The following is a 23,822-nucleotide window of genomic DNA, read 5'->3' on the forward strand; positions in this document are numbered from 1 at the left end:
ACGGCCACCAGCTTCTTGGGAATGGTGCATTTCGTCTCAGCCCTGTTATGGCTTCGTTAATTGTCCGTACAACCTAACCAAACTGCATGTTCTGCATGGCTCTTGTCGCAAGCCACATGGCGGCGAGGGTGAAACCGATGCGTTGCCTTATGCGGATAACATCTTGCAGAATCAAAGTTGCTACGCCGATCCTGATGCACGTCCCCATCTGTTTTTGCACACGGGTGACCAAATTTATGCCGATGATGTAGCCAGCATTCTGCTACATATGCTTGATGATGCAGGAAAAGCACTTTTTAACTGGGTAGAAGACTTGGGGTCGTTACCATCCGCTATTCTGCCAGACCCTGACCCCCAACTCTATCCTACTCTTGACCCCGATCCACTTTCAGCTTTAACGTTCGCTAGCGAAACTACTGAGGCTCCTCTTCCCGAAGACCCCAGCTTCAAATTTGACCGGGATGCTAATTATAGTATTCAGCCAGGACAACGGCTGAAAACAGTACAGAAACTAGCTGGTTTTTCGCTAGATGTGGCCGGGGATAGCCACCTGATGCGTTTTTCTGAATACGCATGCATGTATCTATTTGCATGGTCAGATGTGCTCTGGCCAACTAATACAAACAATTTATTTCCATTCGATGGCGATGCGTACAACCGTCTCTCAAAAGACGATTTTCCTTCTTTTGAAGAAGTCTTGCCTTGGGCTGTACAGCGCAAAAGTGAGACCTTAGGTGGAGGTGTTACAGTTGAGGTAACTGTTGGTGATGAAAATGATAAGAGAGAGTCCTTTGAAGATGAGCGGAATCATATTTTTAAGTTTAGGGGAAGGTTATCTAACGCCCGCCGTGTATTAGCGAACGTACCTTCATATATGATGTGCGACGACCATGAGGTAACTGATGACTGGTTTATCAGCAATCGGTGGACTAAGCGTGTCTACAGTACAGCTTTGGGATGTCGAATTCTGCAAAATGGAATGTCTGCCTTTGCTTTATTTCAGGGTTGGGGTAATAAGCCAGCGGATTTTATAGGAGCGAATACTTTGGGTAGCGCTTTGCTAACTCAGTTCGGGACGCTAGCAAACGAGCACGGTAGCCAACAATCAACATGGCAGGCGATCCGCAGTAAAATAATGCCTGCTTTACGTACTAGCACGACCCAAGAACAAGGAAATATCAATGGAATCCCGACAACGGAGTTAGATGCATCCAATACCCTGTATTATGACTTTCGCATCTTATTCAGCAACTTCGCTTTACTGGCTATTAACAGCCGTACTGAACGCGGCTTGCCCCAGTATACTGTGCCACGATTGGGGCCTGCTCTGCTACACCCCGAGGCCCTACGCCGCCAAGTAAAACAACAGGTGAATAACCTGCCTAGCAATATTCTAGTTACCCTCGTTATCTGCCCAGCCCCTGTCATTGGACATGCAATTGTTGAGGGTTTCTTGCAGACTAAATTGCAACGCGGTCTTGATAACTACATTGCGGAGCGTGCTACGGGTTCAAACCTGTCTCCATTGCCTCCTGGGCTAATGCCGCCCACGTTCCAACCTTTCACAGTACCAAATCCTTATCGAAGGTTACCTCTACCAGTAGATTACCTGCAGCCTATAGCTAGTCTCAGCGACGAGGGCGACCGCGAAGGTTGGTCTTTCCACCCAGAGTGCATGCAAAGCTTATTGAAAGAGTTATCGGTTTGCAAGAAAGTGATTTTATTCTCAGGAGATGTTCATTATGGCTTCTCAGTAGCAGTGAATTATGAGCGTCCTGCTAACAACTCAACACCAGGGTACCCTGAGCATGCCTCCTTTACACAACTAGTGTGCAGTTCCATGAAAAATGCTGCATTAAAGACCTTAGCAGCTGGCAGTGCGAGTTCAGTGGTTATGCCTTTAGAAGCGCATTATGCTGGTTGGAATACTCCCGGTTTACATTACATAGATTGGCATTACTCAATATTAGGGTCAACCTTAGATTTTCCCTTACTCCCTCGTCAAGGCAACTTTCATTTTTTAGAACTGACTTATCCTTCATTACAAATAATTGATCCGCCTCAATGGAGGTATGATATTCATTTTGCCAAGGATAATCGTTCAGCTGCGGACCGTTTTAACTATTCATCATCTGGAGTCTCCTCTGGATACAATCCACCTAGTAATGTTCTTCTAAAGAGGCTCTATGACATGCAGTATGAGCGGCACTTACTGATGCAAAATATTGCTATTGGACGTACACAAATAGGTCAGGTAAGGCTGAATTTAAATACGAATAAAGTCTATCACAACTTTTGGTTTAAAATACCTACGCAGCAAGACGCTGCTCCTCCCGGCCCAATCACTAAGCACGAACTGGATATTGCTTCCGTATAGATATGAGCTATTCAAACATGATTGGCCTGCTGTTGCTTGATGAGACATCTCCTATAAGGTTCGGAGTACTTCTATTCGGTTTCCCACTTCTTATAATGTACATAGCAGCATTGGTGCTTCTACTAAATCGCAAATAGTACGCGGGACGTGTGGCTGCTTTTGTATTCGCTATTCTTTTAGCAATGTTAGGGAAACAAGAAATGCAACTTGCTGATAGTCCACTAGGGAAGTTCATTGTTCTATTTTTTATTCCAATTATAGTCGGATTATGCTCCCTGTATTTTTTTTCTCTAAAACCGCCTAAATAAATAGCCAGATGCTCTACTATCAATCAGCAGTACAATAATTTCTTCGACAATATTTTAACTTAAAATACCTACTCCATTGTTACTGAACGAAGAATCTCCGATAACATTTGGCCTGTGGCTATTTGGAATTCCAGCTCTCGGACTATACATCGGCTTTCTAACTTTATTAGTAAACCGTAAATCGTTCGGTTGGCGTGTAATTGGTTTTATAATGGCCATTGCAATAGCCCTGTTTGGACTGTTTTTATTTGAGGACTTAAGATGGTGGAGCGCCATTCTTGTCTTCACCCCATTGCTATTCGGTATCTACGGCGTGTACTTTCTGCCTAGGAAGCAGCTTAATCAATAGTATTTGCATCATGCCATGAAAAAAAATCTGCAAAAATCCTTGTTGCAAGCAATTCTGGAAGTAGTTCGTCCACTGACCGTACTTGGCTCCAACCAAGAAACCGTACGAGAATTTTTTCACGGCTTAGGGTGGGACGTTGCAGAGCTACTAGGTACAGGCCTATCGCCTCTCATGACGGTGCTAAACAATGTGAGCCAAGAACTCACAGGTACTGAACAAGCGTTAGCGCTCAGCAGGACAACATCTATAACAAATTTCTCATCGCTACGTGCTGCTCTGCGATCGACGGGAACATTGTTGGATTCGGTGAAACAATTGAGCAATTTAGCGCTTCGTGGCAATATAGGTAACCAGTTCTATACTGATGTTTTACAAAAACTCGCAACTATTTACTTACTCAATAACGCCGGAGGGTTTTATTGTATATGTGCAATAGCTGGGATCATTAAACCTGATACAGTTAGTATTACTCAGAATGGTAAACTAATCAAGTATGTCAGTTCTATCCCGGTTTTCTCCTTTGATAAACTGCTGGATTTTCTAAATGATCCTTCCCAACGAATGGCAACTGAATACTGGCCAAACGGGGACAGTGACTTCGCAACTATTTCTAGTACCAGCGCAATTGCGCAGAAGCTTTTACCTCATATAGTTGGTTTATTCAATGCGCTAGGGATACCTGCTTGGCAGGGAGGAAGCAGCGCGACTTCGCCTTTATCTGCTGATGCTACCGCCACACTTGCCAGTACTATGCATGTGGCAACGAATATTCGAGCGCCAGGGGGAAGTGTAGAGCTTGGTTTAGGAGCGGGTCTGTTAGCAGTTGAACAGCAAGGCCCAGGCATCTATGTTGCGCCCTATGGAGCTGCAAATTTAGATGCCCACGTACATGCTTGGCTGCTCCAACTGGCCGTATCAGCTGAAGTGGAGGGCATTATGATTACAAGAAATGGAACTCAAATCATAAGTGATAGTACACTGACAGAGGTTCATATGGCTTTGAGAGCCACTCAGCCTATAGATCGTAGCCAGGTATTAGGCAACCAAACTGGTACTGGCCTGCATCTAGGCAGCCTGCAGGTAGGAGTAAGTTTTGATATTGTGGCGAGCGCGCGGTCGGTTGAGGCATACGTCAGCTTGATTGACTCATCACTCATTTTGGCACCGGATGAAGGCGACAGCTTTCTAAAGCAAATAGTCCCAACTAGCGGCATAGATATAAAGTTTAACGCACTTCTAGGTTGGTCAAGTACCAAAGGCATCTATTTCGGCGGCAGAGCAGGATTAAAAAACACGACGCAGGTAAATGCAAAGGGTGACAATCACTTTCTTAAAATTACCTCGATTGACACTGCTCTGCTGCTTACTGACAAGCTCGCCGTCAGCATAGCAATTTCAGGTAATGTGACGTTAGGACCCGTTAAAGTAACAATAGGCGAAACGGGACTACAAATGAGTTTGGCTTCGGTGCCAACAGGAGGCAATGCAGGGCCGTTTGACGTGAGCGTAGGCTTTGTAGCTCCCACAAGCTTTGGCATCGAAGTCACATCCGACACGCTCAGTGGCGGGGGCTACCTCTTGCTCGACCCGGCCCACCACCAGTACGCCGGGGTAGCCAACCTCAAGCTCAAGCTAGGCCAGGAAATCAACCTCACTGCCCTGGGCCTGCTCCAGACCGAACTGCCTGGCAACCCCGATGCCTACTCGCTACTGCTGCTGATTACGGCCACCTTCCAGCCCCTGCAGCTCGGGCTCGGGTTTACCCTGAACGGCCTGGGCGGCCTGCTGGGCGTGAACCGCGCTACCAACACCGACTTCCTGCGCGGGCTGGTGCGCGGCGGCCAGCTCGACCGACTGCTGTTTCCCCCCAACGTCCTCGACAACCCCGCCGCGGCCCTGGCCCTGGTCGACGCGGCTTTCCCCGCCACGGAAGGCCGCTACGTCATCGGCCTGCTTGCCCGCCTGGGCTGGGGTACGCCCGCCTCCCTGCTCCGGCTCGATGTGGCCCTGCTCGTCGAGCTGCCCGCCCCCGTGCGCCTGGCCATTCTGGGCGTGCTCGAGGCCACCTTGCCCAGCAAAGACCGCGACCTGCTCAAACTGCGGGCCGACTTCCTCGGCACGGTGGACTTTGGCGCGAAGCGGGTGGCCTTTGATGCCACGCTCAGCGACTCCCACCTGCTGGCCTTCGCCCTGAGCGGCGACCTGGCGTTTCGCTTCTACCAGGGCAAAAACCCCCTTTTCCTCGTCTCGGCCGGGGGCTTCCACCCCGCCTTTCAGCCCCCGGCCGGCGCGGGCCTGGCCGGGCTGCGCCGGCTTACCCTGGCCCTGGCCCGTGGCGACTTGCGCGTGACGCTCACCAGCTACTTTGCCGTCACCTCCAATACGGTGCAGTTCGGCGCCCGCCTGGAGCTGTACTGCCGCATTGCCAAGGGCCTGCACGTGGAAGGCTACTTCGGCTTCGACGTGCTGTTTGCCTTCAACCCCTTCCACGTGCAAGCTCACGTCGAGGCCGGCGTCGCCATTAAAGCCGGCAGCTACGAGCTGCTAAGCCTGCACCTCTCACTTGACGTGACCGGCCCCGGTCCCTGGCACCTGTGGGGCAGTGCCAGCTTCAAAATCTGGTTCGTGCGCATCCACGTCGACGTGGACGCCACCATCGGCAGTGGGCAGCCCGAGCCCACGCTGCCCCCTGCCGACGTGCGAACCCTGCTGGTGACAGCCCTGAACGGGGCGGCCAGTTGGGAAGTGGAGGCCCCGAAAACGGCCCTGCCCGGCGGCGTGGTGCTGCGCCCGGTGGGCTCCACGGCCGCCCCGTTCTTCCTCGACCTGCGCGGGGCGCTGGTGCTGCGCCAGCGCGTGCTGCCGCTGGGCGTGGTGCTCAGCCACTACGGCCGCAGCCCGATTACGCCCGCCACGGGCCGGCGCTTCGACCTCACGGCGCTGGTGGTGGGCACCACCCCGTATCTGTTCGCCACCGACAAGGCCGTGGAAACGGTCCGCGATTTCTTCGCTCCCGACCAGTTTCAGCAGCTCACTGACGCCCAGAAGCTCTCGGTGCCCTCCTTCCAACTGCTTCCGTGCGGCTTGCGCCTGACCAACCTGGCCGGGCTGGTGGCCGACCTCCGGACCACGCGCCGGGTGGTGGAGTATGAGCACCAGCTGCTGGACGGCACGAGTGGGGGAGCCACCCGCCACAAGCGCTCCCTCAGCCCGGCGGCCTACCAGCAGTTGGCCCGGGGCGGGGCCCTGGGCCAGGAAGTATGGGCGGCGCGGCCCTCGGCCCGGGCACCCCAGCCCGTGAGCTGGGCCGAGGATACCTACGTGCTGATGCACGCCGCCACCCTGGAGGTCTACGACCCGGTGGGGCACGCCCGCTTCGCCACCCAGGTGGAGGCCGAGCAGTATCGCCAGGCCCTGGTGGCCGCTGCGCCCGCCCTGGCCGAGGAGGTGCTGGTGGTGCCCGAGTATCAGTTGGCGCTGGCCTAGGCTATCTAATGGGCGATATGCCAGTCACGCTTCTTCCGAACGTGTCCAGAATTAGCGGCCATCCCCTGATCAACACACTTACCAATTAACCTCTACTCTATGCCTTTTTACATTTCCGGGGGTGGCCCTGTTAAGTTGGCTTCCGGCCACAACAGTGGTAATGGATACTATAGTGTATGGTACGACCGCCTGCATACTTCCTATGCGACCGAGTTAAACAACTGCTACACGGTTTATGACAATGATCCCACCATCTGGCACCATGCAGATGGACTAGTTGACACGTACAATGATCCTGATTCGCCGGACATCGTGGTATCGTGGGATTACAATTTCGGCGGATCGGTATTAGCGACCCGAACCAGAGGAGGAGGGAATCCTACAAGATGCACCCTGGGCATTGCTGTTGTTTATTATCTCAGCCCCGGCACTTTGCGGATGTATGCGAATGGAGCTGTAGGGCAGCTTTACCTTCGAATAGATAGTGGCCCTTTCTCACCCATCACGCTAGTCCGAGATGAGCAAGGTACTAAATATGATATTACCGGGCTAAGCCAAGGCACCCATGAAATTCAGCTAAAAGACAGCTCCACACCTGCTTGTTATGCTTCCAGGTCCGCAGATGTGACGGTGGGCGTCCCCCCTGCACTATGCGTGCTGGCTATCTCAGATGTACGTACCACGCCCCCAACCGCTATCGGAGCAACGGACGGCACCGTGGAGGGCATAGTTAGCGGTACGCAAGGAAGTGCTGTGCTAGCGGAATTATGGCAGGATGGAACGTCGATTTATTCGTTAAATCTGCTAAACAGCGATTTAGTGAGAAATAATTATCGCTTCAGATTTACGGGAGTGGCGTCTGGCCTCTACAGTTTGACTGCCAGGACCAGTTCAGCTTGTATATTCCCCCGGAGTGATGCCAACAGCTTGGATCTAACAGTGCCCCCGCCTGACCTTAGCATAGGCGACCAGCTCACGTTCCTGCCCTGGGTGCAGCCCGCGCTACTCAACGGGATACTTGCACAGAACACACAATCAGCCAACCGCCGCCCGACCCTAGATCTGAAAGCCACGCTGGCCGTTGACAACAGCGCACAAAATACGCTAACCGTAGCCGAGACCACGGCCGAGATTTACGGGCCCGGCGATGTGCTGGGCATCAACCAGCGAGCTATTTTAGCTACCGTGCCCCAACCCGGGGCGGAGGGTTTCTCGCCCCTGCAACTGGCCGCCATTGACTTTAAGGAAGAAGACCTGCCCTGGCGCTACAGTATGCTCATGGCGCCGGCCGTGGCTGCCACCGCTACCACCGATGCGGTCGCCGCCGCGCCCCTGCCCTGGTGCATGCTGCTGGTGCTGCGCGCCGACGAGTTTGAAAGCCTGCCCTTGGACGGCCGGCCCTTGCCCAGCATCAAGGTGAAGGCCAGTGCCCGGGCCGTTACCCACGTGTATCCCAGCACCGATCCCCAGCAACAGAAGCTCTGGGCTCATGTGCAAGCTAATGCCAGCTTGGGCGCTCCCGGTACGCCCGCCACCGGCACCACGCCGGCCCTGCCTCCCACGCTCCCCACGGCCACGGAAATCGATGAGTTCCTGAACCGGACCCTGCTCCGGCAGCCCGACCTGGCCTACTCGCGGGTGCTGTGCCCCCGGCGGCTGGAAGCCAACACTGCTTACCAAGCCTTCCTGGTGCCCGCCCTGGAAGCGGGCCGCCGGGCCGGCTTGGGGGGGGAATTCGATGCTATCCACCTGCGAACCTCCGCCATCCCGGCCACGCCGGCCACCACGGACGCCACCTTTCCGGTGTACTTTCAATGGAAGTTCACCACGGGTGCCGAGGAGGACTTTGAGTCGCTGGTGACGCAGCTGCACCCGGCGAATGGGGTAACCAGCGCCGCCACTGCTCCCAGCATAGGCGTGCGCACGCCCACTAACAGCTACGTGCTGACCATGCCGGCGCTGCTCGTGGATGAGGATGCGCCCCCACCTCCCCTTCCCGCGGCTGCCCAGCAGCTGGCCGTGGCTCAGTACCTGTACAGCCAGCTCGTGACCGGCCGCCGGGTTGGTGGCCGCCCGGTGCTGACGCCCCCGCTCTACGGCCGGGCGTACATGGTAACCCCCGGTCTGATTCCACCTACCACGGCCGTTGCCCCCAGCTGGAAGCACACCCTCAACCTCGACCCGCGCTACCGGGCCCTGGCCGCGCTGGGGGTTCAGGTGGTGCAGGACAACCAGGAAGAATACGTGCGCCGGGCCTGGGAGCAGGTGCAGGACCTGCTACTGGCCAACTACAAGCTGCGCGGTGCCCAGTACGGCCTGCGCACCACTGCCGGCCTGCGCGAGCAGCACTTGCCCCTGGATGCGGCGGCATCGAGCAGCAGCGGGGCCACCAGCTCGGCCCGCCCCTCACCCACGGCCGTTGCCGACAGCAGTACTAGCTTTCCAGACACCCCATCCGAGCCCGGGTCTGGGATGCGCTTGGCCGATTACGGCCTGCACCTGACCGGCCTGGCCTTAAGCCGGGTGCGGATAAGCGCGGCTACCATGGCCGCGGCGGCAGCGGCCAACCCGCTGGCTCCCCTTCCGACGAAAGTAACGGTACGCGAAGCCATCCGGCGCAGCAGTACGCCGCTGGCGGCCTTCAGCCCCACGTTTCGGCGCATCATGAAGCCCTTCGGCAACTACCTGGCGGGGGAGGCTGGCCGGCCCCTGCGCCCCACCCAGAACGCGCCCGCCGTTTTACCAGCCGACTTGTGGAAGCCCGGCACCGGCCTGGGCCAGCGCGACGCAATGCTCAGCCAGCTGGCCACGGGGCAACTCACGGCTGCCCCGGCGCGCGCCGAGCAGGTGCGGGCCTACCAGTTTCTGGATGATAAAGTAGACGCCTTGTTGGCCAGTGGCCGGTCCCCGTCGGCGCCAGCCCTTGATGGCCCGGCCAATGAGCGTTTCAGGCAAGCCTTCGCCAGGTTTCGAACCCGGAACCCGGCCGCGCCATTGAACCCGAACGAGGTGGTCCACTTCCACAAGCCCCAGTACGTCCGTCCCACGCTGCCGCTTGATGCCATTAAGGAAGATGTAGTGGCGGGTACGCAGCCCGGCCCCGTGTTTCAGGCCAGAATCAAGCAGGCCAGCCCGGTTGTGGCTGTTCCTTCCGTCAAGGTGGACGGGGATTTTGCCGCGCCGGACTTTGATGCCGACGACTTCTACGTGAATGCGGCCGCGGGGCGCGTCGATTCTGGGGCCGCTGGCTTGCTGGCCGACGATTCGCCGCCCGCCCCCGTCCCAGCGGGGCTGCCCGTCATCAAGCAAGCCAAAGTGACGCCGGTATTCCGCGATGCAATGGGGGAAGCCCTGCGGCAGCGGCACCCGGAGCTGTTTGTGCCTGGCCTGGGCGATTTCCCAGCCGGGGGCGTGGCGGTGCTCAACGTAAACCAAGCGTTTATCGAAGCCTACATGGTGGGTCTCAACCACGCGTTGGGGTCGGAGCTCCTCTGGCGCGGCTTTCCGGTTGACCTGCGCGGCACGTTTTTTCAGCAGTTCTGGGACGTGAGCGAGCACTTCAACACCACGTTGGCGCCCAACCAGGTTCCCGGCGCCGCGCAGGAAGCGGCAATGCTGGACATCAAGCCCCTGGACCTATGGATTAGCAACGACTTGGGTACTAATGCCCCCGCGCCCCGAACTGGGGCCGCGACTTCCACGCCACTGCGAATAGCCGTGCGCTCGGAGCTGCTGCGCCGCTACCCCAACCTGGTGCTGGCCTTGCAGCTGAAAACGGAGCTGACAGCCGATCCCGCCCTGATGCGGTACCCGCTACAGCGCCTGTTGGTGGGCCAGGACATTGCCGTCGTAGCCTTCGATGTTGATCAGGCCACGGCCGAAGCAAGTTATTACCTCGTGCTGATGGAACGGCCCGGCCAGCCCAAGTTTGGCCTGGATGAGCTGGCTCCGACCGCCGACCGGCCGAGGCCACCCCAGGTTCTTATTAGTAACCCGTTGATTTGGAATGACTTTTCGTGGGAGTACCTCGGCACGGCACCCGGCCAGATCGTGGCCATCAGCCCCACCGGCCGGCCCCACGCGACGGCGGAGCCCAGACCGGTCGCTTACCTCAATGATAGCGCGACGGTCGCCTACGCCTTGTTCCAGGAGCCGATTATGGCGACCATCCCCTTGAGTGGCCTGGTGGACTAAGCCCAGCCAGCAATATCTCTTCCCCTTCGTTAACCGCTTTAACCTCCGTTCGCTCTCCAATGCCGGTCCCGACCCTTCCCGCGCTGCCTGGCAGCCTCGATGCCCACTTTCCCATTCTACTGCTGCCGGTAAGCGTCCAGGTGAAGTTCGTAGAGCCCGCGCCCGGCACGTATGAGCTGCGGGTGCGCATCTACCCCGACCAGCTGGGCATCAGCACGCACGAGGCGGCCCTCACGCCGGCCGAGCAGCAGGCCGGCGTGCAGTATTGGAGCCTGGCCCCCGCCGCCGATACGGCCCCGGGCCTGCACGACCTCGCCCATTGGCGGGCGCTGGTGGCACGCTTTGGGGCGCCCCGCTCGCAGTGGATCCTGCGACAGACCGTGCCGGCCAGCTACCGCCATCAGGTGCCCAACCTACCGATGGAGCCTATTCCGGACTTAGCCGAGGCGCGCTGGACGCGCCCCGCCGAGGCGCGCGGGCTGCCCCACCACTTTTCGGTGCTGCTCTATACCCAGGCTACGTCTTTAGCCCAGGTGGCCGAGGGGCCGGTAAAGGACTTGCTATATCCCGCCCCCCGGACCTACGACCCCCAGGCTGTACCGCGCCCTACTACCGAGTTTTTACAACTGGCTAAGGTCGTGGAAGGCAGCGCCCTGGTAAACCCAAGGCTGGCCGTTGGGCTGGACCCCCAGGCGGCGGCCGACCCCGCGGGTTTGCGCGGAGTGGATGCGGGCAATAAATGGACGGTTAATTTTGAGGAGGCCGTGGCCAAGGGCATGGCGGTGCGTGTAGCACTAACGGCGGAGGAATATGCCCAAGGCTTTGCCCGCCTGGTGGTACTGGGTGTCCGCGCCGATGGCGCGGCCGCCGGGCAGCAGGAGTTGGAAGCCCTGCTTACCGAGCATTACTACACTGATGGCCTCCGGCTGGTGCCGCAGGGTACCCCCACCAACAACACCGACGCAGTGGTGGCGGATAGCCCACAGGAGCGTAGCGATGCCGTTCACATGCATCGAGTCGAGGGGCGAGAAGGCACTGGCTACAGCTCACAGGAGCGCAGCGATGCCGAGTTAACCTTCGACCTGCTAACCCAGCCGGCCCGCTTCGCGGCCGCCACGCCCTGGGCGGCCCGCCCCGACGGCCAGCACCTGGCCCGAACCCTGGGCCTGGGCGACGGGGCCCTACCCCCATTGATGGGGGCCCTGGCCCACGACACCGGCGAAGCCCTGACCATGAACCGCGCTCTGTGGCCGGCTACGTATGGGTATTTCCTGGAAGAGATGCTGCGCCCCCTGCTTTCGCCCGCGGCGATGGCCTGGACCCGCACCTTCTTTGAAACCTACGTGCTGGCCCGCGGTGGGGCACCGGCTCTGCGGGTGGGCCCGCAGCCTTACGGCGTGCTGCCCACCACCCGGTTTTCGGCCTGGGAGGTGGAAGCGGACCGCCCCGACCATGCCTATGCGGCGCAGTTGCAGCAGGTGCTCGCGCAGTTCGATGCGGCCTGGACCGAGCGCCTGAATCCGCAAACCGGCCTTTACCCCGCGCGAGTAACGGCCGGTAGCGCAGCCGCCAACTTTCCGGCACCACCACCCGCGGGCCGTAACGTGCTCACGGCGCTCGGCCTTGACGCTACCTCTACGGAATATTACCAGCGCTACCTCATCGGCCCCATCATGGCCGAGGCCCTGAATGCCGACGCGCAGGCGAATGGCACCAGCCCGGATAGTCCCAACAGAGACCAGATCTGGGCGGACGCGGCCCGCACGAACGGCCATTACGACGCCACCCAGAACCCACTCTACCAGGAGTTCGCTCGCCTGCTGGACCCCACCAACGCGGCGGGCCTGCAACGCACGGCGGCCGGCGACCCCGTGGCGGCCCCGCCCATCTTTGGCTATACCATGCAGAGCACGTTCATGAAGCTGGCCGATGCCTTTGCCGATGAGCCGGGCCCCCGCCGCGGCGAAGGCGTGCTATTCGATCATGAGCCGTTGTCGGAAACAGCCCCGGTGGCGGCCTTCGCCGGGGTGGTCTCGGCGCATCAGGGCCACAACTACATCCACTGGCTGGCGACGGCCTCGTTCGACGAAATTCGTCTGGAAAACTTCACCAGCTGGGTGGATGCCAATGGCGGTAATGATGCCTTTACCCCGCCCCGGGCCTTGTTCTACTACCTGCTCCGGCAGGCCGTATTGCTCGAATACTGGGCTGCGGCCAAAGTGGCGCTCGGGTTGCCAAACGCGAATACCCCAGCTAACTCTCTTGCCGATGACGAGCTGTTCAACATTCTAACTACTAACGAGAAACCGCGGTGGGCGTGGCTTTACGATCCCGCGCCGAATAGCACGAGTCCCCTATACACTGTGCTACGCACTACCGGCTCGAACCTCGACCGCTACCTTACGGAGATAGCCCAATTGGCCACCGTGCCGACCGCCCGCCTGGAGCGCCTGCTCGCCGAGCACCTCGACCTGGGCAGCTACCGCCTCGATGCCTGGCGCCTGGCCCCAGTAACCGAGCGCTTGGACGCGCTGCGCCAGACTTCGCCCACCGGCAGCCACCTCGGCGCCTTTGGCTGGCTGGAAGACCTCCGGCCGGGCGACCACTCGGTGGCCAACGCCGCCGGTGACCGTAACGACCCCGACAACCTGGGCTACATCCACGCACCCAGCCTGACGCACGGCACCACCGCCGCCATTCTGCGCCAGGGATATAAGTCGCGCCAGAGCACGGCTAACGCCACCGACCCCGCGGCCCGGCGCATGGCCGTGGATTTATCGTCGCGCCGGGTACGAGCAGCCGTGGCGCTGCTCGATGGGCTACGCGCCGGCCTTTCGCTAAGTACGCTGCTGGGGCAGAGCTTCGAGCGGGCCCTGCAGCAGCACGACGGCCTGGCCAGTAACGGCCAGCGCTACGGCAGCTTCGTGGAGCAGTTCCGTACGGCCTTTCCGCTCGCCGACGAACACGCTTCGGCGCTGGGGGCGGGCCAGAGTGTCCCGCAGGGCCTGCCTCCGGAGCAGGCCGCCCATCAGGTAACGGATGGTGTGGCGCTGCTGCGGGCGGCAACGGCTCTCCAAACCTATCCTTATGGAGTGGCCGTCCCCAGCCAGGTGGCTGACCCCAACTTCGCGGCTTTCGTGGTAGCCCAGGTTACCCGACTCACCGATGACCTCGATGCGCTGGGCGACCTGGCCGTGAGCGAGGGCATTTACCAGGCGGCGCGGGGCAACACCGGGGGGGCCGCGGCCGTGCTCGAAAGCATAGCCAAGGGCCAGTTCCCCTTACAGCCCGATATCGTCCACCCCCCGCAACGGGGCCTCACGCTGACCCAGCGGGTGCTGGTGCAGTTGCCCGCCGCGGCTACTTTGGCTAATTGGCCCAGCTCGCTCACGCCCCGGGCGGCGGCGGCCCCCCGGCTCAATGCCTGGCTGGCGCAGTTTTTTCCGAATCCGACGCAGCTAACCTTTGGCGTGGGCTACCGGAGTGCCGGCGAATGGGTAGCACCAAGCATCGTGTCGGTGGAACTGTCCGCCATGCAGCTGCAACCGTTGGATTTGCTGTACCTGCTGGATGAGAAAGCCTTGCGGGAAGATTCGTCCCTGGACCGGCTGCTGGTTTACGCAACCAGCCAATCTATGGCGCTGCCGAACCCGGGAGCCCTGCCACCCGATGCCCGCCTGGCCATTAACTATACCATTGGTACGGCTGAGCCAGCCCTGCGCCGGCTGCTGCCGCTGCTGGCCCGGCTGCGCCAGCTGGTTGGCAGTACCCGCCCGGCCCGGCCCCGCGACCTGCTGGCGCCTGGTACCCTGGTGGCCCTCAACGAGGAAGCCGGCATCGACATGATTGGCTTAGGAACCCGGCTAACCGCCAGCCAGACCGCCCTGGCTGCGCTGGTCCCTCCGACCAACACCAGCACCCTTCTTACGGTAGCCGAATTCTATCGGGCCGCTTTATTTGGCGTAACGGAAGCCCTGCCGGCCCTGACGCCCAACGCTAATTTAAGCACCGCGACCCTGGTGGTGCGCCAAGCGGTCCGTACGCGCTTGGCCGCCGCAGACGCTGCGTTGAGTTCCGCGGCTCCCGCGCCCCCCATTACCGTGGCGGCCCGCTTGGAACAAGCCGCGGCGCTGTTTGGTCCCGCTTTTCGCCCCGATGTAGAGTTTGCGCTGAGCGATGCCGACGCCCGACAGGCTTTCGACGACGGCACTACGGCCGCAGCGGCCACCAGTCTGTTGCGACATCACTCCGATAAGCCACTGGCTTTGGTAGAGTGGCTGCACGGGCTGGGAGCCGTGCGCGAGCCCCTGAACCAGCTGGATAAAGTGCTGCTGATTCAAAGCTTGCTGCACCCCGACGCCGCGCCCGGGCTACCGTTGCGGCCCGCGCAGTTTTTGACCGTAGCACCCGCGGCCAACCAGCCCGACTACTGGCTGGGGCTGCGCTGGCCCGATACGTACGCGCCCCCCGGCGATGCGCTGTCGCTGGTGCAATGGCTGCCGGATGCCTACGACGCCTTGGGTACCCAGTGCGCGCTCTGGCTCGACGAATGGACCGAAACCCTGCCTCAGGCTACGCAGTCCACGGCGCTTACGTTTCACTACGACCAGCCCAATTCCGAAGCCCCGCAAACCATGCTGCTGGTCGTGTCGCCCCGTCGCAACCCCGGCACTTGGTCAACCGATGACCTCCTCGGGGCCGTCAACGAGACCCTGGACCTCGCCAAGAAGCGTACGGTGGAACCCGATGCGCTGGTCTTTACGCCCCTGGCCACCGTGCTGCCCGCCGTAGTAGCTCCCGTAGCCCAGCAGGCCGTTACGTTTACCCTCGACCTGGGCCGCACCAACAATACAGCGCGTTTCTCGGAAGAGCCCTTGACGGTAACCGCATAAGCAATAATATCCTGGCAAGGAGTTCAGGGCATTGCGTCTTTTTTCTACAATCGTATTTCCTATGGCTTATTCTTTTGTTCCACCCCAGAGCGCGGCGGGGGTGCACGCGCTGCTGGCGACTAATCGCCTCGAAACCCGGCCCCGCAGCCCCGAATTCAACCGGGCGTTGCGGGCCGAGATTCGCGACCCAGCCTGGTTGCTGGCCCGGCAGTGGCAGCTCCACGAATTCCAAGCCGAAGACCGGGGAACTCCGGCCTTCACCGAGGTAGTCCTGAATGAGTTGCCGCTGAGCCGGCTGGCGCTGCCGGGCCGCCCCTCCCGCCCCTATTCGCCCCGGAACCAGCCCCTGGAAGCCGCCGTCGAAGCCCAGCCCCGGGTAGTTGGGCTGGGGCTGTGCCTGCAAATGGGCCAGTACTGGCTACGCCAATTACGGATGTTGCCCGCGCTGGTCGCCGCTACCCCGGCCGGCCGGGCCGCCGCGCTGGCCGTTTTCCCGCAGCTCTATCCATTGCGCGCTTCAGCAGCCGACGCGGCCCCGGTAGCCTATGCCCAGGAGGCCACCACCAGCGAGGCCCTGGCCCTGCTTCAACTAGCCGGTGACGCCGCGCTGGATGGCTACGCATTGTACCAGGCCCTGCTGGCCCCCCACCGGGCGGTGCTAGCGCCGGCCCTCGGCGATAACGAACTCCTGGCCGTGGCCATCGCGGCTTTGCCGCTAACGCAGGCATTGCCAACGGCCGCCCTAGCGCCGCTCACTGCGGTTGTGAGCCCGGCGGCGCTTGACGAGCAGGCCCGCCAGTTTGTGCTGGCCTTCCACCGCTTGTACTTGCTGGGCGAGGGCAGCACCAGTTGGTCGACCGAAAACATGGCTTACGACTTTGCCGTGGGCACCACCGGCGCGACCGGCTTGGGGACCAGCAACTACCCCGGTGGAGGAACGCTGCCCTGGTATTCGGCCGACCAGCAACCGGCGCTGGCGGGCTCACCCGCTACTCCGGCCGCACCCATCACCCGCACGTTTTTGCCCACCGAAGTGCAGTTCCCAGGCGCGCCGGCGGCTCGTTGGTGGGAGTTTGAAGACCGACGCGTAGACTTCGGGCAGGTGACCGGCGACCCCTCAGACTGGGGCCGGATGCTGCTGCAGGAGTTTATGTTTCTCTACCAGAACGACTGGTTTTCAGTACCCTTTTCCGCACAGACCGGATCGGTTTGCGCCGTACAAAGCATTAAGGTAACCGACGTGTTTGGCCGGCGCTACGCGATTCAGCCCGCCGGCGCGGGCCAACTCGCCGAACAATCCGGTGGCAGCCGCATCGACAACGACGAAGGCCGCTGGTCCTTGTTTGCCCAAACCGACCCCGCCCGTTCGGGCCCCGCGACCGCCCCGACGCTCTACCTGCCAGCCGCCGCGCTGGCCCCGTTGGTGAGCCGGCCGGTGGAGCAGGTGAGCTTCTGCCGCGAGGAAGCCACTAACCTGGTCTGGGCCGTGGAGAGCATTGTGCCGGATGGCTTCGCCGGGGGAGTCGACGGCAACGCGGCCGCCGCCCAGGTAGCCGAGACGCTCAGACGTCTGGCACCCACAGCACCTCCTGCTCCCGACGCGGCGGCCCCGGCTTACACCTACCAACTGGCTGGCTCGGTACCCGAGAACTGGCTGCCCTTTGTGCCCACATTTGACGTGGCCTCGGGCCTGACCGTGCTGGAACAGGGTGTGCTGCCGCGCCAGGGCTTAAGCCTGAACCCAGCGGCCCCCGAGGCCGTGGTGCAGCCACGCACCGCGTTGCTGCAACTGCACCCCAATGAGCGGTACCAGCTTCACGAACACGAAATCCCTCCTACTGGTGTGCGGGTAGACGGCAGCTGCTACCGCGTGCGCTGGTACGATGGCCGCACCGTGCTCTGGTTCGGCCGGCACCGGGGACCTGCTCAGCCGGGTGGGGGCTCCGGCTTGGTGTTCGACCAGCTCAAACCGGGACCACGATAGGCTTTTATTTTCTGTTCCTTCGTTTCACTCAACTACTTCGCAAAATGGCTCTCAAAGACTTCGACCAACTTGTCACTGAAATCAACACGGCAGTGCATCCCAATGGGCCACAGGGAAAAACCACGGCTCTCAGCCTCGGCACCGTGCTCAAAAGCCTGGCCAAGGAGCTGACGACCTTGCCGCAGGAAACCGCGTTGGCCGCCACTCACAAAGCGGACCTCGACGCCAGCGGCCGGGTGCCGGCCAGCCAGCTCCCTAGCTTCGTGGATGATGTGGTAGAAGCGGCCAGCGTCGCCACTTTGCCCAGCGTGGGGGAGGCTGGCAAAATATATGTGGTGCTCGACACCAACAGGGTATATCGTTGGTCGGGCACGCAATACGTGGCGGTTGCGGCGGGTGATGGGGTGCAAAGCGTGGGCGGCCTGACTGGAGTAGTAACGCTGGCACAACTGGGCCTAAACCTGGTGGACAACACGCGGGACTTAGCCAAGCCCTTATCGGAGGCGACTTTAGCCGCGCTAGCTGGTAAAGCCGACACCAATGACCCCCGCCTGCTAAGCATCCAGGCCGTAGTTAATTGCCTGGCCGTGCGCATCAGCACCAACGCCACGCGCACGCGGACCTACTACACGGGCGTTGGGAGCGCCGCCGCCGAGAATGCCGACGACGGGCTGGTGCGAGCTCTGGCTGCTGCGCTGCCGGGGGAGACCGTACAGGTAACCACGCCCATTGTCATGCCTTATGCGAACATCTACAATGCCGTGCTCAGAATGCAGCCGGGCACTATTCTTGACCTGGGCGGCTTTGATGTGACGACGGTGCAGCGGCAGGATGGCGTGGGGTTTGGTGCCGGTAGTTACACCGTGTACGGCCGCAATGCTACCATCTACAGCACCGGAGCTGGTTCGGCGGGCTTCACTTGGCCTGATGGCTCAGCTCCTACCATCCGGACCTACGAGGTACACCTCGTCAATACCGGTACGGCTAGTGCCATCCTGATGCGCTCGGGCAACCTGTTTCACCGCGGCAGCGTGGTCGTCAACTCAGATACAACGGGGGCAATCGGTGTTAACCTCTACAGCCAGGCGGCCCGCTACGAGCTGGTCGGCGACATAACGGTATCCAAGGCCTGCTGGGGCATGGCGTTGGTAGAGGGCTGCGAAGGTCTGATGCGCGGAGGTCGTTTCGTAATGACCACCCCCACGGCTTGCCTGGCTACCCTCTACAATGGTGGTAAACTCGAGCTGATGCAGTGCGTGGTGGACGTGACAGCCGGCCCTACTACCAGCGGCGCCCGTCTTCAATCAGCCACTGCCACTTTGGTGCTGACGGACGTGACCGTACTGGGCGGCAGCGTGGTGGCCAACAGCACCACGGGACGGGTAGTGTTACGTGGCAGCACCGTGCTACCTGCTGCCTACGGGGCCGACTACCTGCGTGGACTGGGCCTGACCGTAGTAGACGAGCGCCCGGCCACTGGCGTAGCACACCGCAGCGGCACGGTTCTCACATTTGAGCAAAACGCCGAATACGACCCCATCTCCACTGGCACATTCAGCGTCGATGACAGCACCAAACGCATTGGGACCGTGGTAACGGCTTACTTAACGCCTACGGCCACCGCGCCTACCCTATCCGCCCCCAGATTTCAGTCGAAAGACAGCTTCGTAGCCGGCAAAAACCTAATGTATCACTTCAAGGTCGGAGCCAACGGCTCGATTCAATATACCATCACTGTTTTGGACTAACGAGCCTTTAGACTGACCACCACGTTCTAACTGGCTTGACGGCCCGGGTATTGGCCTCTGCTCCCCCAGCGCATGCTCAGAGCATGTTCTGGCGGATGACGGCAGCCTGCTCGCGGCGCGCCTAAAGCCCTGCTTGATCTTTTTGTGGCAGCGGGGGATAGAATTGCCCTAAGCTCGTACCCCAGGGTTAATTAAGAACCGGTAGGATGAGAACGGCCCGGGCGCGGTTAAGACGCGCGGCTGCCTAGTTTCGCAGCTGTGATGTACGCCAGTGCCACTTTCCCTACCCCTTCTGAGAGCATATCGCGTTGAACGTATCTGAAGCATCTGGACCACGTATCGCTATTTGATACGCCATTGGTAGAGATCATTCAGCACGCTCAATACGATGTGCTCTTTTTACTTAGTGCCCGCTTCGATTGCTCATGAGCCGCTACGCTACTACCGATCTGCACGGCTGCCTGCACACTTTTCGCTACTTGGTAGAAGAAGAGTTGCGTCTGACCACTACCGACGAGCTGTACGTGCTGGGCGACTACGTGAATAAGGGGCCCGACAGCCGCGGCGTGCTTGACTACCTTATGCAATTGCAAGCCCTGGGCTACCAGGTACACTGCCTACGCGGCAACCACGACCAGGCGCTACTCGATTCGGCGCGCCACCGCTGGCGCTGGGATTGGCTGGGGCCGCGGGGCCGGCTCCCCACCCTACGCAGCTTTGGGGTGCAGCGCCTGGCCGACATTCCGGCGCGCTACCTGGACTGGCTGGCCGCGCTGCCCTATGAAATCGAGCTGCCCGATTTTCTGCTCGTGCACGCCGGGTATGACTTCGCGCTGCCGGCAGCCGACATGCGCCGCGACCATGCTACCATGCTCAACATCAAAAAGTTTGTGTTTGACGCTTCGCGACTGGCGGGCAAACGGCTGCTGCACGGCCATGTGCCCACCCCCACCGCCCAAGTGCGCAGCAAGGCTGCGGCCCGCCCCGGAGCGCTGGGCCTAGATACCGGCTGTGTTTACCGCCACAACCCGGAATTAGGCCATCTCGCCGCCCTTGATCTGGATACCTGGGAGTTGGCGTTGGTCGCCAACCGGGAGCCCGCCTACCCAATCGGCAAGCGTTAAACCAGCAAGCGGACCCGAAAGCGGCCGGCCTTTGAGCTTAAAGCAGTTTTCGGAAAGGAATTAAAAATGTGCTGGTCCATTTTTTAATTCTTCATTTTTAATTCCTAAAAAACCGTACCCCGACTGGGAAATTGCTCTAACCACCATATATTCAGCGACTACCGCCCGCCGCACGAAAGCCTGATAAAGGTTATCGGGCCATACCCTAAGCGTGGATTCGCAGGTCGGCAGGCAGCAGTGGGAGCCGGTTATCGGCCGCTTGGTCGTAAAAACATCGAGTGGGTGCCGTGTAACAACCCGTGCGCTTACGCGGCGGGCAGTTGATGCTGGCGCTCAGCCCAAGGAGGGAACGATAGTTGGCTGCTCTGGTAAAATTCAATCAGAAACTCTGGTTACCAAGCCGCAACTGGGGAAGACTGCGGCGGTAGGTGGGGATACGGCAGCCAAACTAATGGGGCGGGCAATTAACGAAAATAGCGGCAGAAGTAGCCGAGCCGAAGCAGCGGCAAGTTGAACGGCCGGAACCTTCCTTTAATGACTAAACAAGGACGGAAACTGCCCACTCGGCTGCTCATAGTTCGCTGATTTATCATTCTGCTAAGCCATCAACTCCCGTTGATTGTTACCTTTGGGCTTATGCAAACAGCCGCCCCCGCCCGCCTTCTCGACACCGCCGTTTTCGACCTCATTGCTCAGGAGAAAACCCGCCAGACGCACGGCCTGGAACTCATTGCCTCCGAAAACTACGTTTCCGAACAGGTGATGGCCGCCCAAGGCTCGGTCCTCACCAATAAGTACGCCGAGGGCTTGCCCGGCAAGCGCTACTATGGGGGCTGCGAAATTGTAGATCAGGTAGAACAGTTGGCTATTGACCGGGTGAAAGAGCTGTTTGGGGTGGCCTGGGCCAACGTGCAGCCCCACTCCGGCGCCCAGGCCAATGCGGCCGTAATGCTGGCCTGCCTGCGGCCCGGCGACAAAATTCTGGGCTTCGACCTAAGCCACGGCGGCCACCTTACCCACGGGTCGTCGGTTAACTTTTCCGGCAAGCTCTACCAGCCCAGCTTTTACGGGGTGGAGCGCGAAACGGGCCTCATCGACTGGTCGAAAATCAAAGACATCGCGCGCCACGAGCGGCCCAAAATGATTATCTGCGGGGCCTCGGCTTACTCGCGCGACTGGAACTACGCGGCCCTGCGCGAAGCCGCCGACGAAGTCGGTGCCCTGCTGCTGGCCGACATCTCACACCCTTCGGCGCTCATTGCTACCGGCTTGCTGAACTCGCCGTTCGAGCACTGCCACATCGTCACCACAACCACCCACAAAACCCTGCGTGGCCCTCGCGGCGGCCTCATCATGCTGGGCCAGGACTTTGACAATCCGTTCGGCCTGAAGACGCCCAAGGGCGAAATCCGGCCCATGTCGGCCGTGCTCGATGGAGCGGTGTTTCCCGGCACCCAGGGCGGACCGCTCGAGCACGTCATTGCCGCCAAAGCCGTGGCGTTTGGGGAGGCGCTGAACGACGACTTTAAAGCCTATACCCAGCAGGTGGCGCGCAACGCCCAGGCCCTGGCGGCTGGTTTCGTGGGCTTAGGCTACGACATCATCTCGGGCGGCACCGACAACCACCTCATGCTGATAGACCTGCGCTCAAAAGGCATCAGCGGCAAGCTGGCCGAGAACACCCTGGTACGGGCCGACATCACCATCAACAAAAACATGGTGCCGTTCGACGACAAGTCGCCGTTCGTGACCAGTGGAATCCGCATTGGCTCGGCCGCCGTAACTACCCGGGGCTTGGGCGAAGCCGACATGGCTCGCATTGTGGAGCTGATTGACGAAACCCTCACCCACCACGACAATGAAACCCGCATCGGGCAAGTCCGGCAGCGAGTAAATACCTGGTTGCAGGACTATCCGCTATTCGCGTAGCCGCCGGAAGGAATGGCCGATGGAGAAAATAAGGGAATGAAAACGTTGGTCTCCTCGCCAACCGGCCATTACCCCGTACTTGGTTGTTCCGCTTTTTCAGCCCTTCGCTCATCATTCCTTTACCTCGACCTGTAGTGCAACCGCAACCAAACAAACCGCTGGGCGAACAGCATGAGATGTCCTTCATCGACCACTTGGAGGCGTTGCGGTGGCATATTATTCGCGCTGCTATTTCGGTAGTGGTGTTTGCCACCGGAGCTTTTTTCGCCAAAGACTTCTTGTTTCACGACCTGATTCTGGGCCCATCCCGACCCGATTTCTGGACGTACCGCATGTTTTGCAAGTTTGGCGAGCTGGTGCACGCGCCGGACTTGTGCATCAACAAAATCGGCTTTGTCATTCAGAACCGCGAGATGAGCGGGCAGCTCACCATGCACATCAGCACCTCGTTTATGGTAGGCATCGTGCTTGCCTTTCCGTACCTGTTCTGGGAGCTCTGGCGCTTCGTCAAGCCCGGCCTCTACCCCCACGAGCGGGAGAACTCCCGGGGCGCCGTGTTCTTCGTGTCGGTACTGTTCATGGTGGGCCTGCTGTTCGGCTATTACATCGCGGCGCCCTTGAGCATCAACTTCCTGGCGGGCTACGTGGTGGACCCCACTATCGAAAACCAGATCGACATGCAGAGCTACCTGAGCACGCTCACTACCATGAGCCTGTCGTGCGCCTTCGTGTTCGAGCTACCCATGATTGTGTTCTTCCTGGCCAAAGCCGGACTGGTGTCGCCCGAACTCATGCAGATGTACCGCAAGCACGCCATCGTAGTCATCCTGATTATAGCCGCGGTGATTACTCCGCCCGACATCTCGGCCCAGATTATTGTTACCATTCCCGTTCTGCTGCTCTATGAGCTGAGCATTCACATTGCCCGCGTGGTACGGCGCGGTGATACCGCCCGCCTCAACGCCAAGTTGGCCCGGCAATCCGGCAATGACGGAGCCGTGCTGACGCGATAAGTGCTTATTCAACCCTGCTTTCGACTAAATAAAACACGCTCGGTTCCCGCCTGGTACGTCCACTAGGCGCGGCCGGTGCTCTAGTAGCATGCGCCTACTTGCGGCTCAGGCAACTACCTAACCCAAGTTGCGGAATAGGCGCGTCGCGGCTCTCAACTACCGGGCCTCGTTGAAGTACTATCAACCTCCCGCCGTGACGCGGCTATTCTGCAACTCGGCTTACCTATGTTCCCAGGCGTATCAGCCGGCCAAGGGGCCCGGGAACCTGGACTGTAATAAATCCGGAGCTGGACCGTTAATCTGCCGATCTGACTTACTCTGGAACCACAGCGGAATGGTTGAGTAACTCGCATCATTACTGATTGATTTTTTTTCAATAAAATAAGAATTAGTATGCAAAGACTTCAGATTTTTTATA

9 protein-coding genes are annotated in these 23,822 nt (G+C 59.9%); all 9 read left to right on the plus strand.

From position 1 onward, the window contains the following. Nucleotides 1-2,377 (plus strand): hypothetical protein (locus tag IC235_RS20410; protein ID WP_223847451.1); only part of this gene is annotated, 2,377 nt, incomplete at its 5' end. A gap of 1,650 nt (nucleotides 2,378-4,027) precedes the next feature. Further along, nucleotides 4,028-6,520 carry a DUF6603 domain-containing protein gene (locus IC235_RS20415; RefSeq protein ID WP_317173619.1) on the plus strand — a complete coding sequence of 831 codons (2,493 nt, stop codon included), beginning with the start codon at nucleotides 4,028-4,030 and terminating at the stop codon, nucleotides 6,518-6,520. Nucleotides 6,521-7,459: 939 nt separating this feature from the next. Further along, the gene (locus IC235_RS20420; RefSeq protein WP_191007067.1) at nucleotides 7,460-10,714 is read left to right on the plus strand and encodes a hypothetical protein; all 3,255 of its coding nucleotides are present in this window, start codon (nucleotides 7,460-7,462) and stop codon (nucleotides 10,712-10,714) included. 59 nt (nucleotides 10,715-10,773) lie between these two features. Then, the gene (locus tag IC235_RS20425; protein WP_191007068.1) at nucleotides 10,774-15,606 is read left to right on the plus strand and encodes a hypothetical protein; all 4,833 of its coding nucleotides are present in this window, start codon (nucleotides 10,774-10,776) and stop codon (nucleotides 15,604-15,606) included. A gap of 61 nt (nucleotides 15,607-15,667) precedes the next feature. Then, a complete protein-coding gene (locus IC235_RS20430; protein ID WP_191007069.1) occupies nucleotides 15,668-17,590 on the plus strand; it encodes a hypothetical protein in 1,923 nt (640 codons plus the stop codon). A 44-nt stretch (nucleotides 17,591-17,634) separates the two neighbouring features. Beyond that, nucleotides 17,635-19,338: a hypothetical protein gene (locus IC235_RS20435; protein ID WP_191007070.1), complete on the plus strand. Its 1,704-nt coding sequence runs from the start codon at nucleotides 17,635-17,637 to the stop codon at nucleotides 19,336-19,338. 425 nt (nucleotides 19,339-19,763) lie between these two features. Continuing rightward, nucleotides 19,764-20,462 carry a metallophosphoesterase family protein gene (locus IC235_RS20440; protein ID WP_191007071.1) on the plus strand — a complete coding sequence of 233 codons (699 nt, stop codon included), beginning with the start codon at nucleotides 19,764-19,766 and terminating at the stop codon, nucleotides 20,460-20,462. A gap of 636 nt (nucleotides 20,463-21,098) precedes the next feature. Further along, nucleotides 21,099-22,391 (plus strand): serine hydroxymethyltransferase, encoded by a 1,293-nt coding sequence (locus IC235_RS20445; protein ID WP_191007072.1) that lies wholly within the window; start codon nucleotides 21,099-21,101, stop codon nucleotides 22,389-22,391. A 134-nt stretch (nucleotides 22,392-22,525) separates the two neighbouring features. Then, complete coding sequence (gene tatC / locus IC235_RS20450; RefSeq protein WP_317173620.1) at nucleotides 22,526-23,404, plus strand: twin-arginine translocase subunit TatC; 879 nt, start codon at nucleotides 22,526-22,528, stop codon at nucleotides 23,402-23,404. Nucleotides 23,405-23,822 lie beyond the last annotated feature (418 nt).

Source organism: Hymenobacter montanus (assembly GCF_014699115.1).
GTDB lineage: Bacteria > Bacteroidota > Bacteroidia > Cytophagales > Hymenobacteraceae > Hymenobacter > Hymenobacter montanus.